This is a genomic window from Streptococcus sanguinis (genome assembly GCF_019929225.1).
In the GTDB taxonomy this organism is placed as follows: Bacteria; Bacillota; Bacilli; order Lactobacillales; family Streptococcaceae; genus Streptococcus; species Streptococcus sanguinis_J.
Window position 1 is genome coordinate 89336 of sequence record NZ_JAHZPA010000003.1, and the last position, 16614, is coordinate 105949.

Sequence of the window (16614 nt, forward strand, 5' to 3'; positions counted from 1 at the left end):
ACATTTATTACTGGACAATGATAACTCTCATCAGAGAAGAAGTCCAGCCCATTTTCGATGTATTTTTTACAATCTAAAACAGATGAGGGAGCCAGTTTTTTGGAGTTTTCGAAAGTTCGATGAACAGAGAATTTTTCTTCGGCGTGAGAATATTCAGGCGTAATTTACGCCAGTTTTTGAATGGCTGATTTAGAGATTTTGTACTTTCGAAATGTTTAAATGTAGTTATTTATTTTTAAAGAATCGCTTGCTAGTACACCTGAAAACGCTCGTAGAATGATAATAAGTCGCCTGACGAAACTGCTCAGAAACGGCGGTGTTATGCGGAAACAATCTGACGCGATGCGAAGGGCGGTGCGAAAGGGGTTACGTACTTATTTTTCAACAATTTAGCAGAGTATTTTTATAAGTGTGATATAATAGAAGTATAATTTGTTCTGATAGTTTATTTTATGGAGAAGTAGATTTTTAGAATGCGGAGGTTCAATATGGTTGAGTTTATAAAGTCTAAGAAAGAAATGAGTGAGGAGGATATTAAAGCAAATTTCATCACTCCTGCTATTGTATCCAAAGGATGGAAAAATGGTGAGCATATCGCTTACGAGGAATACTTCACTGATGGTCGAATCGAGGTTAGAGGAGATAAGGCTCGTCGCAAAGAAGGGAAAAAATCAGACTATTCATTGTATTACCAATTTGGAACTCTAATTGCAATCGTTGAGGCAAAGGATAATAAACATAGCGTTCGAGCGGGATTACAACAAGCGATTGAATATGGTGAGATTTTAGATGTTCCTTTTGTTTATTCTTCGAATGGTGATGGCTTTATTGAGCATGACCGTATCACAAGAGAAGAGCGTGAGCTGGCGCTAGATGAATTTCCCACTCGTGAAGAATTATTTTCTCGTCTGAAGAAGGAAAAAGGACTAACGTCTGAAATAGCAGAAGCTATCTCAACTCCATATTACACAGATGCCTTCTCAACTAAAACGCCACGATATTATCAGCAAATAGCTATCAACCGTACAATTGAAACAGTTGCCAGAGGACAAAAACGAGTAATGTTTGTGATGGCAACAGGAACGGGAAAAACATTCATGGCTTTTCAAATTATTCATCGTCTTCGAAAAGCTGGTTTGGCTAGACGAGTTTTATTTTTAGCGGATAGAAACATCTTAGTAGACCAAACGATGGCTGAAGACTTTAAGCCATTCGAAAAGGTGATGACGAAAATTACTCCAAAACTTTTGAATGCTCCTGAAAAATTAAATTCTTTTGAAATTTACCTAGGACTTTATCAGCAACTAACTGGTGAAGATGGTACTGAAACGCATTATCAAAAGTTCGACAAAGACTTCTTTGATTTAATCGTAATTGATGAAGCGCACCGTGGATCAGCCAAGGAAGACAGCAACTGGCGTAAGGTGATTGATTATTTCAGTTCTGCGACACAAATTGGTATGACGGCAACTCCTAAAGAAACCAAGGATGTCTCCAATATGGAATACTTCGGGGAGCCAATTTATACTTATAGTTTAAAACAAGGAATCGAGGATGGTTTTTTGGCTCCGTATCGTGTTATGAGAGTTAATTTAGATGTGGATGTGGATGGCTATCGTCCAGAAACTGGGAAAGTTGATGCTAAAGGGCAGTTAATCGAGGATAGGTACTACGGCAGGAAAGATTTTGACAAAACTATTGTTATTGATGATAGAACTCAAAAAGTTGCTAAGTTTGTTTCGGACTATATGAAGCAAAACAATGCACGATTTGATAAAACGATTGTTTTTTGTGTTGATATTGACCATGCTGAACGGATGCGTGCTGCACTTGTAAAAGAGAATCTAGACTTAGTCCAAGAAGACTATCGTTATGTCATGCAAGTAACTGGTGACAATGCTGAAGGAAAAGCTCAACTGGATAACTTTATGGATGTCAATTCTAATTTTCCCGCTATTGTAACAACGTCTAAATTATTAACGACAGGAGTTAATGCTAAAACATGTCGTTTGATTGTTTTAGACTCTAATATCCAATCTATGACTGAATTTAAACAAATTATTGGTCGTGGCACACGTCTTTATCCTCAAAAGGGGAAAGAATTTTTTACGATTATTGATTTTCGAAATGTTACTAATTTGTTTGCTGACCCTGATTTTGATGGTGAACCAGTGAAGGTTCTGGAAACAGGTGCAAAAACAAATAATGGTGCTACACCTGGTTTTGTAGACGAAGGTGGTGACCCAGTAGAGAAATATGTCGTTGCAGATAAGCAAGTGACCATTTTGAATTCAACAGTTCAAGTATTGGATGAAAATGGAAAACTGGTCACTGAAAATCTAACCGACTACACCCGTAAGAATATTTTAGGTAGTTATGCTACTTTGAACGATTTTATCACGGCTTGGCATACAGCAGATAAAAAGAAGATTATATTGGACGAACTTTATAAAAAAGGAGTTTATCTGGATGCTATTCGAGAGTCGGAAGGGATTTCGGAGCAAGAAATTGATGACTTCGATTTACTCCTAAAACTTGCCTATGGTCAAAAAGAATTAACCAAAACAGAGCGTATTAACAAACTCAAACGAAGTGGATATTTATATAAATATAGCGAAGAAGCACGTGCAGTTTTGGAAATTTTGTTGGACAAGTACATGGATAAAGGTATTGGAGAACTCGAAAGTATTGAAACACTAAAACTTCCAGAATTTCAGCTATATGGTGGAACCTTCAAAATCATCAATACTTACTTTGGAGATAAAAAACGGTATTTACAAGCAATTAAAGAATTGGAGCAAGAGCTATTTACGGTAGCTTAATGAAAGGAAAATATGTCAATTACATCATTTGTAAAAAGAATTCAAGATATCACTCGAAACGATGCGGGTGTTAATGGTGATGCTCAACGTATTGAGCAAATGTCTTGGTTATTATTTTTGAAAATTTACGATAGCCGTGAAATGGTTTGGGAGTTAGAAGAAGATGACTACGAATCGATTATTCCAGAGGAGTTAAAATGGCGAAATTGGGCTCATGCTCAAAAAGGGGAACAGGTATTGACAGGTGATGAATTACTTGATTTTGTCAATAATAAATTATTTAAAGAGTTGAAAGAGCTTGAAATAACTCCAAATATGCCTATTCGAAAAACGATTGTCAAGTCAGCTTTCGAAGATGCGAACAACTATATGAAAAATGGTGTTTTGTTACGCCAAGTAATCAATGTTATTGATGAAGTCGACTTCAATAGCCCTGAAGACCGTCATTCTTTTAATGACATCTACGAAAAAATTCTTAAAGATATTCAAAGTGCTGGGAACTCAGGAGAGTTTTATACACCACGTGCAGCGACTGACTTTATCGCTGAAGTCCTTGACCCAAAACTTGGCGAATCAATGGCAGACTTCGCTTGTGGAACAGGGGGATTCTTAACTTCGACTCTGAATCGTTTAAGTAGTCAACGTAAAACTAGTGAAGACACTAAGAAATATAACACAGCTGTTTTTGGTATTGAAAAGAAAGCATTTCCCCACCTTTTAGCAGTTACAAATCTGTTTCTTCACGAAATTGATGACCCTAAAATTGTTCATGGCAATACTTTGGAGAAAAATGTTCGCGAATATACAGATGACGAAAAATTTGACATTATCATGATGAATCCACCTTTTGGAGGTTCTGAATTAGAAACAATAAAAAATAATTTTCCAGCAGAATTACGGAGTTCTGAAACAGCTGACTTATTCATGGCTGTTATTATGTATCGTTTGAAAGAAAATGGTCGTGTTGGGGTTATTTTACCTGATGGTTTTCTATTTGGCGAAGGCGTAAAAACTCGCTTGAAACAAAAACTGGTAGATGAGTTCAACTTACATACGATTATTAGGTTGCCTCATAGTGTATTTGCGCCGTATACAGGAATTAATACGAACATTCTTTTCTTTGATAAAACAAAGAAAACAGAAGAAACTTGGTTTTATCGTTTAGATATGCCAGATGGTTATAAAAATTTCTCGAAAACCAAGCCGATGAAGTCAGAACATTTTAATCCTGTTCGTGACTGGTGGAAAAATCGTGAAGAAATTCTGGAAGGTAAGTTCTATAAATCTAAATCATTTACACCTAGCGAATTGGAAGAGCTAAATTATAATTTAGACCAGTGTGGTTTTCCAAAAGAAGAAGAGGAAATTTTAGATCCCTTTGAGTTGATTCAGAATTATCAAGTGGAAAGAGCAACTTTAAATCATAAGATTGATACTGTATTAGCTGATATTTTGCAGTTGTTGGAGGACAAATAATGACACCAGAACAACTTAAGGCAAGTATCCTCCAAAGAGCGATGGAAGGGAAATTAGTACCACAAAATCCTGATGGCGAACCAGCAAGCGAATTGCTAAAGAGAATTAAAGCTGAGAAAGAAAAACTTATCAGTGAAGGCAAAATCAAGCGAGATAAAAAGGAAACCGAGATATTTCGTGGTGATGATGGGAAACCTTATGAGAAGTTCGCTGATGGAAGTGTTCAAGAAACTAAGGTTCCTTATGATATTCCTGAGAATTGGGAGTGGGTGAAGATAAGAAATATTGGAACAATTACATCGGGAGGCACTCCCAAGTCTTCTGAACCATTGTATTATGGAGGTGAAATCATATGGATTACACCCGCAGATATGGGAAAGCAACAAAATCATAAATTTTTTAAAACTTCATCAAAATTAATTACCGAGTTAGGTTTACAAAAATCTTCAGCTAAGCTAATTCCAAAAAATTCAATCGTTTATTCTAGTAGAGCTCCAATTGGATATATAAATATTGTAAGAGAAGATTTTACGACAAATCAGGGGTGTAAATCTGTAACACCTCTTATAATTAATATTAATTTTTTATATTGGATATTACAATGCAGAACCAAAGATATTATCTTACGTTCTTCCGGGACAACTTTTAAAGAGATATCTGCTATGGAATTTGGTAGCACCATCGTCCCCCTCCCACCACTATCCGAACAACAACGCATAGTAGAAGCAATCGAATCAGCTTTAGAAAAAGTAGATGAATATGCTGAAAGTTATAATAGACTAGAACAGCTAGATAAAGAATTTCCAGATAAACTAAAAAAATCTATTCTTCAATATGCTATGCAAGGAAAATTAGTTGAACAAGACTCAAATGATGAATCAGTCGAAGTTTTACTTGAAAAAATACGAGCAGAAAAGCAAAAACTCTTCGAAGAAGGTAAGATTAAAAAGAAAGATTTAGAGATTTCAATTGTTTCCCAAGGAGATGATAACTCTCCTTATGAGGAAGTACCCTATGAAATACCAGTAAGTTGGGAATGGGTGAGGTTAAACGATATAACTTCCTACATTCAACGAGGGAAATCTCCAAAATATTCAAATATTCCTATGTACCCTGTGATTGCTCAGAAATGTAACCAATGGTCTGGTTTTTCCATTGACTTAGCAAAATTTATTGCTCCTGAAACAGTTAATAGTTACCAGGAAGAAAGATTATTAAGAGATGGTGATTTAATGTGGAATTCAACAGGTTTAGGTACGTTAGGAAGATTAGCTATTTACAGTGAAAATAAAAATCCTTATGGCTGGGCTGTTGCAGATAGCCATGTTACAGTCATAAGAGTCTTATCGGGATTTATTAACTACCATTTCATCTATAATTTTCTTTCCTCTCCTATTGTGCAGTCAGTTATTGAAGAAAAAGCATCGGGTAGTACAAAACAAAAAGAATTATTAACGAAAACTATAAAAGAATATCTAATTCCTCTCCCCCCACTATCCGAACAATCCAGAATCGTTGATAAAATCGAACAATCTATCAATATCATTGACGCACTAATTTAGTATAATAGTTTTACGTGCGGTGGAATTTCTATCAAACATAAGATAGGAGTTTTACATTGAAAGATTTTGAATTACATTTGAAGAAATCTGGTTTAGCTGAAAATACTGTGCGTTCGTACCTTTATGGTGTTCGATTTTTCTTGGAAAATTACGAACTCAAAATGGAAGATTTATTTAAATACAAAGGATATTTATTAGACAATTTTAAACCTAAAACTATCAATTTGCGACTACAAGGAGTAAATAAATATCTGGCTTTTATTGGTCATGATGATTTGAAATTAAAATTTGTCAAAGTACAGCAAAAGCCATTCTTAGAAGATGTCATTAGCCATGCTGATTACCTTTTTCTTAAACGTAGTTTGAAAAAAGATGGTATTTTAAAATGGCATTTTGTCGTTTGGTTTTTAGGTGCAACTGGAGCTCGTGTAAGTGAACTTATTAAGCTAAAAGTAGAGCATGTAGAAATCGGTTATTTTGACATTTACTCAAAAGGTGGTAAAATTCGTAGACTGTACATTCCTAAAAAATTAAGAAATAGTTGTCTTAGTTGGTTAGAATCAGAAAATCGCCGAAGTGGTTATTTATTTTTGAATAAATTTAACGAACCAATTACAGCAAGAGGAGTTGCTCAACAGTTAAAAAATTATGCTGATAAATACAAAATGAATCCTAAAGTAATTTATCCTCATTCTTTTAGGCATTTATTTGCTAAGAATTTTTTAGCGAAGTATAATGATATTGCCCTGCTTGCAGATTTGATGGGACACGAAAGTATAGAGACTACTCGAATTTATCTAAGGAAAACAGCTACTGAACAACAAAATATTGTGGATAAAATTGTTAATTGGTAAAAAAATAGTAGGTGGTCAAACTGACTACCTGCTATTTTTTGTGATTATGGCTCTCCTTATGGGAATATACCAGAAAACTGGCTTCTCTCAACTCTAGATAGTGTATCCAATCTTTACACTGGAAACAGTATTAACGCTACTGAAAAGAAAAAATATTTTTCTGGAGTAGATGGGTTTAATTATATCGCAACCAAGGATGTCAATTTTGATAGCACTATTAATTATGATAACGGCATTAGAATTCCCGATAGATATTTATCAAAATTCAAAATTAGCTATTCCAATTCTGTATTGCTGTGCTTAGAAGGTGGTAGTGCTGGACGCAAAATAGGTTTATTGGAACAAGATGTTTGTTTTGGTAATAAATTATGTAGCCTATCCTTTTATTATGGAGAAAATAAATGGCTCTACTATTTTCTTCAAAGCCCACAATTTCTCAGTGATTTTCAGGAGAGTAAATCTGGTATAATTGGTGGAGTTAGTATCAAAAATTTAGGAAACATAACAATTTCTCTACCTCCTCAAAAAGAACAGAAATGCACTAGTTCTAAAGTTGAGAAACTTTTTGAAAAAGTAAATCAACTTTGGAAATGATTCTTCTCATCTCTTCATGGTTAGAAATAGGGATTAATAACTCAGAAATACTGGTACTATTTAATGTTTTTCCTTTAATAGCATCTTTAGAATTGCCTGAAGTAGAGATAAGTGGCAAAAATATCATCAAGTAATCTCTGATAATATTTTCTTTATTAGCATAGGGGAATATCGATATAATAGCTTCATTATGAGTAGCAGGAATATCCAATATGGCGACTTTTCCAATAGATAATTTAAAACTCATTAATAAAGTTCCTTTAGGTGAAATGTCTATTTTCTTTGATTTTAATGCTAATTTAGAAATAGATTCTCTCGTATTAGTTACATAACCAGATATAGGCATATCTGATATAGATACCCAAGGTATTTCAGTTCCCCAAAAAGTAGCTTCACTGCGTGGAGGAGTTTTTCCTATTCTGAAGTTAACTAGGCTAGCAAATTTAATATATCTCCATGCTTCTGGGATTTCATATACAGGATAAGAGGTTGTTTCATCTTTGTTCCCATAAGGAGAGTTATCATCTCCTTGAGAAACAATTGAAATCTCCAAATCTTTCTTTTTAATTTTGCCTTCTTTAAATAGTTTTTGTTTTTCTGCCCGTATTTTTTCAAGTAAAACTTCGACTGATTCATCATTTGAGTCTTGTTCAACTAATTTTCCTTGCATAGCATATTGAAGAATAGATTTTTTTAGTTTATCTGGAAATTCTTTATCTAGCTGTTCTAGTCTATTATAACTTTCAGCATATTCATCTACTTTTTCTAAAGCTGATTCGATTGCTTCTACTATGCGTTGTTGTTCGGTAAGTGGGGGTAATAACATAGGAACTTCATATTTTAAAAATTTTATTGAAGCTAAATTTTTTATCGCTGAGCCTATAGAATGCTTTTTTACTGTATTAATCAAACTCATAAACATCCATTTAAAATATTGTGAATCTATTATGTCTGGATTTAACGTAAGTTTTAATAATGCTTGATTTATAACTCCATCATAGTAATTTGAAGGTATTTGAAAGATTTCTCCGATAGTACCTGCACAAGATATCAAAATATCTCCTGCTTTTATTGAAAAATTTTTTAAACGTAGATAGTCACTCTCTTTTAACCAATAATCTCCATAATCTATAGTTTTTCTTATAGCATTGCCTTGTTCATAAACCTTATATGTATTTTCTCCTTTCGGAACAAACATTGACTTTGTTATAGAGCTACCAAAAGGACCTCTTTTTATTGAGCCATCCTCTAATGCACAGATATCTGGTAAATAAACTATAGTCCATCCTTTAGGTATATTATGTTTAAACTCTTTTATACTTCCATCAGCGAACTTCTCATAAGGTTTCTTATGCGCTTCGAATATGTAAAAAGGCGTACAAAATACGCCTTATAGAGAACGGGAATGAAATAGATTTACCATTGGTAGGATTGCAGATGGTTTATTTTTTAATTTTTAACCTCCAACCGAATATCCAAAACCTCCACTTTTTCCGCCTGTAGTTGCTCATTCCAAAATTCAATATCTTCAGGAATTTCCGTTTGGCAACCTCGACAGAAATATTCTTCCGCTCGTTCAGGATTTAAAAATCGACAAGCGTAAACAAAATGGTCGCCGTCTTCATTTATCGGGATAATTGCCTCAAACGTATCTTTCGAAAAAATATTTACAGATGTGTAATTTTGGAGTTCACCAAAGTTAGTGAGCTTGTAGATTTCAATTTGAGGCAGCTTGTTTTCTTGCTCGATATTGTTTTCGAAATTGAATTTTTCCATATTAACTCCTTTAATTCTATTTTTCAGGTCTGATGATAACTCTAAGTCGTAAAAGAGTCAAGGGGAACTTTCGAAAAAAAATAAATAGCGACCGAAATCGCTATTTAGGGGTTATAGGTATGTTTCATTTTGACTGCTACTTGACTGGGGACGGGGGGAACAACTCTATTTGGAAGAAAACAAGGGACAGATGACGAGTGACACGCCTTTTGTCATTGCCAGTATTTCCAAATTATACACCGATGCCATTGTTTTCCAACTGATTGACCAAGGAAAGCTGACCTATAATACAGGCTTGACGGATATTTTACCGCCAGAAGTGACCAAGCATTTGCCTCAAGCCGAGCAGGTCACTGTAGGACATCTGCTGGATCAAATATCAGGCTTTCCGAATTATGAAATGGACCGTCAAACAAATGGAAAGGTTTTGATAGATGACTTGTACAAAGCTGATCGGCGGGTAGCTTTTGAGGAAGCGCTGGAAATGATAGCAGAATTGCCAGCTGGATCATGTCTGGACGGAGATAAAGCCTACTACGCTGATATCAATGCTATGCTCTTAGGAAAAATGGCTGAAACAGTGACTGGGCAGACCGCTGAGCAACTATTAGAACATCTCATTTGCCAGCCGCTTCAGCTTAGTCAGACCCATTGGGCGACAGGCCATGAGAAACTTGCTCTCCTATACAATGGCCAGAAAACTATAGCTTTTCAAGCCTATCTTTCCAGTCAAGTCTACCAAGGCGGTATTGTGGCGACTAACAGGGAGTTAATGACCTTTATCCGTGCTTTCTTTACTGGCAAATTGTTTGCAAAGTCCCATATTCAGCAGCCGACTTTTCGGTCCATTCAATTCCGCCCTCTCAAGTATGGCAGCGGTATGATGCAGCTGACAATCAGCTCCTTCATGTCTCTCTTTTTCGGTGGCGCGCATGAAATTCGCGGTCATAGTGGGATAACAGGAAGTTTCTCCTTTTATTGTCCAGAAAAGGATGTCTTTGTCACAGGTACCTTCAACCAGACAAAAAAACGTCCCTACCCTACCATTTTTCGGGCTATTGCGGCCGGTGTCAAGAGACAGAAGGATTTAAAACAAGAGAGATGAATAATTTTTTGACGAAAGGAGACTGCTATGAAACAGTCCATAACTACAATTAAGCGCAATGTCATTATCTTTGCATTCTTCAGCACCCTATGTGGCTGGATTGGTTATGTTGTTGATAAAGTAACCGGCCAAGCTCATTACGAAAATATCGGAACAGAGATAGGAAGTGGCTCTTTAGGGATGCTGATTTGGCTGGTAACTCCCTTAATCTGTACCATCTTTCTTCGAAGCTTTAGCGGAGACGGCTGGAAAGAGGCAGGGTTTTCCATTAATTTTAAAAGTAATAAAAAATTATACCTGATTAGTTTTTTAGTTTACCCTCTTGTTACGATGATAGTGATATTCTTGGGATTGATGACACAAGGTATCAGAGTGATAGATGCGAAGGTTGAGTTCACGGCCTATCTTGGAATCTTGCTCACACAGATAGGAACTCAATTCATAAAAAATATTTTTGAAGAATCTGTTTGGAGGGCATATCTTACCAATCAATTAATCAAATTAAAATTATGCGACTTAAAACTATATCTACTTGTTGGCTTTATCTGGTGGATTTGGCATCTGCCTTACATTATGAAGTTTCTGTCTGAGAGAGAAATCCATAATACCTTGCCGGTTGGGAGGTTTACATTCTTCCTTATCGGGATGATAACTGTTGCATGCTGGACGGTCATGTATACAGAGATTTTTAGAATTACCAAATCTGTTTGGCCTCTAGTTATTATGCACACTATGGAGGACGCTGTTATAAATCCTTTACTATTACTAGGATTTGTCTCGGTAGAAAAAAATCAGGCTTTCCTCTTCTCGCTTTCAGTGGGGATGATTCCGACTATTCTTTATTTAACCGTTGGTCTAGCTATACGAAAATGGAGAAAAAACAGCAGTATGGAAAGGCGATCTAACAAAGTAAGAAAAGAAGATAATATTAATTCTTTTTTTCTATCTTAATAGAGGCAAAAGACTCTCAAAAGTCTATAAAACAGGAAAAGTTGACATTTCAATGAATTATGTTCTAATTTTTTTGTACATTTTCAAGTTTTTATATATGTAAATGTCAGAAAAAAGTGTATAATGGATTAGTAAATTAAATTTTAGGAGAGGATTTAATTATGAAAAAGTTGGATATTACAACAATGCCTGACTACAGGAAAGTCGAGGCTGTTGTTCAGTTGTTAGTTAATGGAACCTTAACTAGTTATCGGATTGCGACGGATGCAAACATCAGCAAGATGAGTATCCTGACCTTAACTAAAGGGACCAGTAAGATTAAGAACATTACTTATCAAACTGCGATGGCCTTAATTAATTGGTATGAAGAAAACCATGAAAAATATGGCATCACCATTCATCACAAGGCCGCAGGATAGTCTAAAACTATGATGTAGCTCAACCCTAACCCAGCTAACCATTTGGATAGCTGGGTTTTTCTATGCCTCTTAGCGATTGCCGGCTCGCAGAGTCGAGCAGAGCTTAGAGGCATAGATGCAGTTTGAGCGTTAGCGAAAACTACGTTCTGTAAAAACTTCATGAGACAAGCCAGAGGCGCAGTCGAATTTAGAGGCATTGATGCAGACTAAGCGCAAGCGAAGTCTACGTTCCGCTAATTTTTTAGCGATTGCCGGCTCGCAGAGTCAAGCAGAGCTTAGAGGCATAGATGCCGTTTGAGTAGTAGCGAGAACTAGGTTCCGCAAAAACTTCATGAGACAAGCCACGTGCGCAGTCGAACTTAGGAGCAGGGATGCTCACTTTCTTACTTTTTTTCTGTCCTTATGGGCAGATTTTTTTGACAGTCCAAGAGTGAACAGTCACCTGTGTAATTCTTGGTCTTTTTGTTACCGCTTTCAAGATTTATAATAAATCTATAAAAAATGAGATTATCCCTATCTTGCGATATAGGGATAATTTTCATATAATAGATATGAGACAATTTTTCGTTTCTACGACCATTGTTTATCCTGTTCTGATGTCAGAACAAGTCATAGTAAAAATAAGGAGTATCCAATGTCACAATTATCAGTTAATGCCATTCGCTTTTTAGGGATTGACGCGATTGAAAAGTCTAAGTCAGGTCACCCTGGCGTAGTCATGGGCGCTGCACCGATGGCTTACGACTTGTTTACTAAACAACTTCGTATCAATCCAGAAGAGCCAAACTGGATTAACCGCGATCGCTTCGTCCTGTCTGCAGGACATGGCTCTATGTTGCTTTATGCCTTGCTTCATCTGTCTGGCTTTAAAGATGTCAGCATGGAGGAAATCAAAAACTTCCGCCAATGGGGTTCTAAGACACCAGGTCACCCAGAGTTTGGCCACACAGCTGGTGTTGATGCTACTACTGGCCCACTGGGACAGGGGATTTCTACAGCTACTGGTTTTGCTCAGGCAGAGCGTTTCTTGGCTGCTAAGTATAACCGTGAAGGCTACCCAATTTTCGACCATTACACTTATGTCATCTGTGGTGATGGCGATTTGATGGAGGGGGTTTCAGCTGAAGCTGCTTCTTATGCTGGCCTACAAAAGCTGGACAAGCTGGTTGTTCTCTATGATTCAAATGATATCAACTTGGACGGAGAAACCAAGGATTCCTTTACAGAAGATGTTCGTGCCCGCTATGAAGCCTATGGCTGGCATACTGCCTTGGTGGAAGACGGGACAGACCTTGCAGCGATTGATGCAGCTATCAATGAAGCTAAAGCTTCCGGCAAGCCATCTTTGATTGAAGTTAAGACAGTTATCGGTTACGGTTCTCCAAACAAGCAAGGAACGAATGCAGTTCACGGTGCACCGTTGGGAGCAGAAGAAGCGGAAGCTACTCGTAAAGCCTTGGGCTGGGACTATGCGCCATTTGAGATTCCTGAGGAAGTCTATGCAGATTACCGTACAAATGTAGCAGAGCGTGGTGCAGCAGCATACGATGCTTGGAAACAGCTAGTAGAGGACTACAAGCAAGTCCATCCTGAATTGGCAGCAGAAGTAACAGCCATCATTGCTGGTCAGGATCCAGTAGAAATCAAACCAGAAGATTTCCCAGTGCTTGAAAATGGCTTCTCTCAAGCGACTCGTAATTCCAGTCAGGATGCCCTCAATGCAGCAGCTAAGGTGTTTCCAACTTTCCTCGGTGGTTCTGCTGACTTGGCTCACTCCAATATGACCTACATCAAGGAAGACGGTCTGCAGGATGATGCCCACCGTCTCAACCGCAACATCCAATTTGGTGTGCGCGAGTTTGCCATGGGAACAATTCTTAACGGTATGGCGCTTCATGGTGGACTTCGCGTTTATGGTGGTACCTTCTTCGTCTTCTCAGACTATGTTAAGGCAGCTGTCCGTTTGTCTGCCCTGCAAGGTTTGCCAGTGACTTATGTTTTCACGCATGATTCTATTGCAGTTGGTGAAGACGGTCCAACTCACGAACCGATTGAGCATCTGGCTGGTCTGCGTGCTATTCCAAACCTGACTGTTTTCCGCCCAGCAGATGCGCGTGAAACTCAGGCAGCTTGGTACCTGGCCCTTAAGAGTCAATCCACTCCGACTGCTCTGGTCTTGACCCGTCAAAATCTGACAGTCGAAGAAGGCACAAACTTTGACAAGGTAGCTAAAGGTGCTTATGTGGTTTACGAAACAGGAGCAGATTTCGATACCATCTTGCTGGCTTCTGGTTCTGAGGTTAATTTGGCTGTTGCAGCTGCTAAAGCACTTGCAGCAGATGGCGCTAAAATTCGTGTGGTCAGCGTGCCATCAACAGAGCTTTTTGATGCTCAAGATGCAGCCTACAAAGAAGAAATTCTGCCAAATGTAGTTCGTCGCCGTGTAGCGATTGAGATGGCAGCTAGCCAGCCTTGGTACAAGTATGTCGGTCTGGATGGTGCAGTTATCGGAATCGACCAGTTCGGTGCCTCTGCGCCAGCAGGCAAGGTGCTGGAAGAATACGGCTTTACAGTTGATAACGTAGCAGAAGTTGTTAAAAATCTTAAATAAAAAAGACATAAAATCAGGGTGTTGCTCATCCTGATTTTTACTTTTTAAAAAATGTCGTTAGGTCAGTCATGCTTCATCCGATTTGAGACGGACTTTGCCTGAAAAGTCAGAATCGCCTTGTAAAAATAAGGGAAATCTGCTATAGTAGTTCATATATGACATTCGAAGGAGAAAAGATATGAATCCAACTATGCTTATTGTATTTGCGGTTGTACTGGTAGGGATGACTTATTTCCAAATGCGTGCTCAAAAGAAACAGGCTCAGCAGCGTATGGAAAGTCTTAACAAGCTGCAAAAGGGTTATGAAGTCATTACCATCGGCGGTTTGTATGGAACGGTAGATGAAGTGGACACAGACAAGAAAACAGTTGTTCTGGATGTGGACGGTGTTTACCTGACCTTTGAACTGACAGCAATTAAGACCGTACTGCCATTAACGGAGGGGATTCCTGCTGTTGCTGGTGGTGAAGGAAGCGTTGACGTTCCTGAGGAAGAATCAGCGATTGAAGAGTAAAGAAATAAACAGCTTGCGGGCTGTTTTTTGTTTTGACTCATACGTTTAGAAGGTGTCTGGTTTCAAGCTTATTCGCCTCGCAGTTTGGACAGGCTGGGTGAGTTTGGATTTTTTAGTTGACATTCTGTCCTTATTTTATGCCCTCAGGCTTGAAAAAGCGGATGAATTGCCCACATTCCAAGGATTTATGATATAATGAACTGACAAAACTTTAAATAGGATAAAAAGTATGTTTAGTTTTAAGAAAAAAGAAAAGCTGAACGCACCGCTGAATGTTCCTAAACACATTGCTGTCATTATGGACGGTAACGGCCGCTGGGCCAAAAAAAGGATGCAGCCGCGCGTGTTCGGTCATAAGGCTGGCATGGAAACCCTGCAAAAGGTGACGATTGCTGCCAAGGAAATGGGTGTTCAGGTCTTGACTGTCTATGCCTTCTCAACGGAAAATTGGTCTCGGCCGGAAAAGGAAGTTTCTTTTATTATGAATCTTCCGGTTGAATTTTACGACCGCTATGTGCCGGAGCTGCACAAGAACAATGTTAAAATCCAGATGATTGGTGATACGGCTAAGCTTCCTAAGGCGACATTTGAAGCTCTGGAAAAGGCTGAAAGCTTGACCAAGCTCAATACAGGCTTGATTCTCAATTTTGCCCTAAACTACGGTGGTCGATATGAGATTAATCAGGCGGTTAAACTAATTGCTCAGGATGTTCTGGATGCCAAACTCAGCCCCGGTGACATTACTGAGGAAGTCATTGGCAACTACCTCTATACCAGCAACTTGCCTAAGATGCTGCGCGATCCGGATCTGGTGATTCGGACCAGTGGAGAGTTGCGCCTCAGCAATTTTCTGCCTTGGCAGTCAGCCTACAGTGAGCTGTATTTTACGGATATCCTCTGGCCTGACTTTGATGAGAAGGCTTTGAAGGCTGCAATTGCAGAATACAGCCGTCGGAATCGACGCTTTGGCGGTGTTTAAGGGAGAAAGTAAAAGAGTATGAGTAAAAATTTACAAAAACGTCTAATCTTTGGGGGAATCGCTCTTGCTATTTTTATTCCTCTGGTATTGACAGGAGGCGTCATCTTTCAGATTTTTGTGGGGCTGCTGGCTATGCTGGCGGTGCATGAATTTCTCCAAATGAAAGGTCTGCCGACAGCGACCATCGAAGGTGTCTTAGCCATGCTGGCAGCCTTTGTCCTAACTCTGCCCCTGGAAAACTATCTGAAGTTTCTGCCGGTCGACGGCAATGTCGTGGCCTATGGCTTGGTCGTCTTCCTTCTGTTGATTTCGACTGTTCTGGGTTCCAACTATACTTTTGAAGATGCGGCTTATCCGATTGCAGCGAGTTTTTATGTCGGTCTTGGTTTTAATGCCTTGATTGATGCCCGCTTGATGAATATTGACAAGGTCCTGCTAGCTCTCTTTATCGTCTGGGCTACTGACAGCGGAGCTTATCTGGTCGGGGTGCGTTTCGGTAAAAGAAAGCTGGCGCCGAGAGTTTCTCCTAATAAGACTATTGAAGGCAGCCTAGGCGGCATTCTATCAGCTGTTCTAGTGACTGGAATCTTTATGTTGGTTCGACCGCAAGTGTACGCACCTTATAATGCCTTTGTCTTTTTGATTCTGGCAGTGCTCTTTAGTATTGCCGGCCAGCTAGGTGATTTGGTCGAAAGCTCAGTCAAGCGTCATTTCGGGGTCAAGGATTCTGGTAAATTCATTCCTGGCCACGGCGGTGTCTTGGATCGTTTTGACAGCCTTCTCTTCGTCTTTCCGCTGATGCATTTCTTCGGCTTGTTCTAAGACAGTCGTGCATGGCTGAAAGCAAGGGATGGCAAGCTTGTCTAACGACCGCACAATCTGAGAAGAAACTAGGAATTAGAGCTCAAAATTTTGAATTGAGCTTCTACCCTATTTTCAAAAGTGTCAGCT

Annotated in this window: 13 protein-coding genes and 1 pseudogene; 12 read left to right on the top strand and 2 right to left on the bottom strand. The window is 38.4% G+C overall.

Features of this window, described 5'->3' with window-relative positions:
* Positions 1–488 precede the first annotated feature (488 nt).
* The 5 genes from hsdR to K1I80_RS06715 all read left to right on the top strand — a co-directional run bounded on the left by hsdR (position 489) and on the right by K1I80_RS06715 (position 7308).
* Positions 489–2822: an EcoAI/FtnUII family type I restriction enzme subunit R gene (gene hsdR / locus K1I80_RS06695; protein ID WP_125378784.1), complete on the top strand. Its 2334-nt coding sequence runs from the start codon at positions 489–491 to the stop codon at positions 2820–2822.
* Positions 2823–2834: 12 nt separating this feature from the next.
* Entirely contained in the window at positions 2835–4298 is a 1464-nt protein-coding gene (locus tag K1I80_RS06700; RefSeq protein WP_125396696.1) for a class I SAM-dependent DNA methyltransferase, read from the top strand.
* On the top strand, positions 4298–5860 hold the full coding sequence (locus tag K1I80_RS06705; protein ID WP_223339021.1) for a restriction endonuclease subunit S: 1563 nt from the start codon (positions 4298–4300) through the stop codon (positions 5858–5860). The genes K1I80_RS06700 and K1I80_RS06705 overlap by 1 nt, the downstream gene beginning before the upstream one ends.
* Before the next feature lie 56 nt (positions 5861–5916).
* Positions 5917–6714 carry a tyrosine-type DNA invertase PsrA gene (gene psrA, locus K1I80_RS06710; protein ID WP_223313791.1) on the top strand — a complete coding sequence of 266 codons (798 nt, stop codon included), beginning with the start codon at positions 5917–5919 and terminating at the stop codon, positions 6712–6714.
* 129 nt (positions 6715–6843) lie between these two features.
* A complete protein-coding gene (locus tag K1I80_RS06715) occupies positions 6844–7308 on the top strand; it encodes a restriction endonuclease subunit S (protein WP_317628162.1) in 465 nt (154 codons plus the stop codon).
* On the opposite strand, the gene K1I80_RS06720 is transcribed toward K1I80_RS06715, so the two are convergent.
* Together K1I80_RS06720 and K1I80_RS12090 are read right to left on the bottom strand one after the other, a co-directional pair.
* The gene (locus K1I80_RS06720) at positions 7262–8674 is read right to left on the bottom strand and encodes a restriction endonuclease subunit S (RefSeq protein WP_223339023.1); all 1413 of its coding nucleotides are present in this window, start codon (positions 8672–8674) and stop codon (positions 7262–7264) included. The genes K1I80_RS06715 and K1I80_RS06720 overlap by 47 nt on opposite strands.
* 266 nt (positions 8675–8940) lie before the next feature.
* Positions 8941–9084: pseudogene (locus K1I80_RS12090) on the bottom strand (cell envelope); the annotation flags it as partial.
* Between the two features lie 133 nt (positions 9085–9217).
* On the opposite strand from K1I80_RS12090, the gene K1I80_RS06730 reads away from it, so the two are divergent.
* The 7 genes from K1I80_RS06730 (at position 9218) to K1I80_RS06760 (ending at position 16485) form a co-directional block, all read left to right on the top strand.
* Positions 9218–10189 carry a serine hydrolase domain-containing protein gene (locus K1I80_RS06730; RefSeq protein ID WP_398578178.1) on the top strand — a complete coding sequence of 324 codons (972 nt, stop codon included), beginning with the start codon at positions 9218–9220 and terminating at the stop codon, positions 10187–10189.
* Positions 10190–10216: 27 nt separating this feature from the next.
* Positions 10217–11140 (top strand): CPBP family glutamic-type intramembrane protease, encoded by a 924-nt coding sequence (locus K1I80_RS06735; protein WP_125435321.1) that lies wholly within the window; start codon positions 10217–10219, stop codon positions 11138–11140.
* Positions 11141–11301: 161 nt separating this feature from the next.
* Positions 11302–11559 carry a hypothetical protein gene (locus K1I80_RS06740; RefSeq protein WP_002927965.1) on the top strand — a complete coding sequence of 86 codons (258 nt, stop codon included), beginning with the start codon at positions 11302–11304 and terminating at the stop codon, positions 11557–11559.
* Between the two features lie 634 nt (positions 11560–12193).
* Positions 12194–14170 carry a transketolase gene (tkt, locus tag K1I80_RS06745; RefSeq protein WP_223313795.1) on the top strand — a complete coding sequence of 659 codons (1977 nt, stop codon included), beginning with the start codon at positions 12194–12196 and terminating at the stop codon, positions 14168–14170.
* Positions 14171–14348: 178 nt separating this feature from the next.
* Positions 14349–14684 carry a preprotein translocase subunit YajC gene (yajC, locus tag K1I80_RS06750; protein ID WP_223313796.1) on the top strand — a complete coding sequence of 112 codons (336 nt, stop codon included), beginning with the start codon at positions 14349–14351 and terminating at the stop codon, positions 14682–14684.
* A gap of 229 nt (positions 14685–14913) precedes the next feature.
* Complete coding sequence (locus K1I80_RS06755) at positions 14914–15663, top strand: isoprenyl transferase (protein WP_002902229.1); 750 nt, start codon at positions 14914–14916, stop codon at positions 15661–15663.
* Between the two features lie 18 nt (positions 15664–15681).
* Positions 15682–16485, top strand: coding sequence for a phosphatidate cytidylyltransferase (locus K1I80_RS06760; protein WP_111675265.1), 804 nt, complete (start codon positions 15682–15684; stop codon positions 16483–16485).
* Positions 16486–16614: the final 129 nt, after the last annotated feature.

Excerpts from the sequence above, each read along its gene's own strand:
- hsdR (WP_125378784.1), top strand. The coding sequence starts at position 489 with ATGGTTGAGTTTATAAAGTCTAAGAAAGAAATGAGTGAGGAGGATATT.
- K1I80_RS06700 (WP_125396696.1), top strand. The coding sequence starts at position 2,835 with ATGTCAATTACATCATTTGTAAAAAGAATTCAAGATATCACTCGAAAC.
- K1I80_RS06705 (WP_223339021.1), top strand. The coding sequence starts at position 4,298 with ATGACACCAGAACAACTTAAGGCAAGTATCCTCCAAAGAGCGATGGAA.
- K1I80_RS06735 (WP_125435321.1), top strand. The coding sequence starts at position 10,217 with ATGAAACAGTCCATAACTACAATTAAGCGCAATGTCATTATCTTTGCA.
- K1I80_RS06740 (WP_002927965.1), top strand. The coding sequence starts at position 11,302 with ATGAAAAAGTTGGATATTACAACAATGCCTGACTACAGGAAAGTCGAG.
- tkt (WP_223313795.1), top strand. The coding sequence starts at position 12,194 with ATGTCACAATTATCAGTTAATGCCATTCGCTTTTTAGGGATTGACGCG.
- yajC (WP_223313796.1), top strand. The coding sequence starts at position 14,349 with ATGAATCCAACTATGCTTATTGTATTTGCGGTTGTACTGGTAGGGATG.
- K1I80_RS06755 (WP_002902229.1), top strand. The coding sequence starts at position 14,914 with ATGTTTAGTTTTAAGAAAAAAGAAAAGCTGAACGCACCGCTGAATGTT.
- K1I80_RS06760 (WP_111675265.1), top strand. The coding sequence starts at position 15,682 with ATGAGTAAAAATTTACAAAAACGTCTAATCTTTGGGGGAATCGCTCTT.